Here is a 520-nt window from a genome sequence, read left to right on the forward strand (position 1 = left end):
AAAAAACAATGAAATTAAGAAAATCTTCCCTTTATTTGATGAACAATTGTACGGTAAAGATTGGCATGCCTACCTTCCGGCTCAGCAACAAAAATTGGCACTCCACCATCTGAAGAAAATCGAAAAGTTGCATCAAGTGGCACTTCTGCCAAGAAAGAAATATCTCGACTTTCTGCTTCTGTGCGCACAGTACCATGGCCAAAAATATCATAGCGTTTTCCCGTATCAGGCGCAATAAAGTAGCTCATATTTTCAATAAGCCCCAGAATGGGGACTTTGACTTTTGTAAACATTTCTACAGCTTTGCGTGCAACTTGCAGTTCACTAAGAGGCGAAAGGCATGCAATTTTTTCAATGACTTGTCGATAAATATTACGTGAATGGGGAGCAATTTCGGAAAAATCGCTCGTTTCACGCAAAATAGAACCGACTGAACTGACAGTTTCAAACCATTCTGTCCAATCACCTTCATCAATGGTTTTAAGGGCGCGAATAATATTGCCCATGGTTACACCATCTG

Annotated in this window: 1 protein-coding gene; it reads right to left on the reverse strand. The window is 40.2% G+C overall.

Annotation, left to right across the window (positions count from 1 at the left end):
- Window positions 1-14: 14 nt before the first annotated feature.
- A partial coding sequence (locus J7R10_RS10090) for a P-loop NTPase (RefSeq protein WP_246787424.1) occupies window positions 15-520 on the reverse strand: 506 nt, incomplete at its 5' end.

Source organism: Bartonella vinsonii subsp. berkhoffii ATCC 51672, assembly GCF_902825225.1.
GTDB classification, from domain to species: domain Bacteria; phylum Pseudomonadota; class Alphaproteobacteria; order Rhizobiales; family Rhizobiaceae; genus Bartonella; species Bartonella berkhoffii.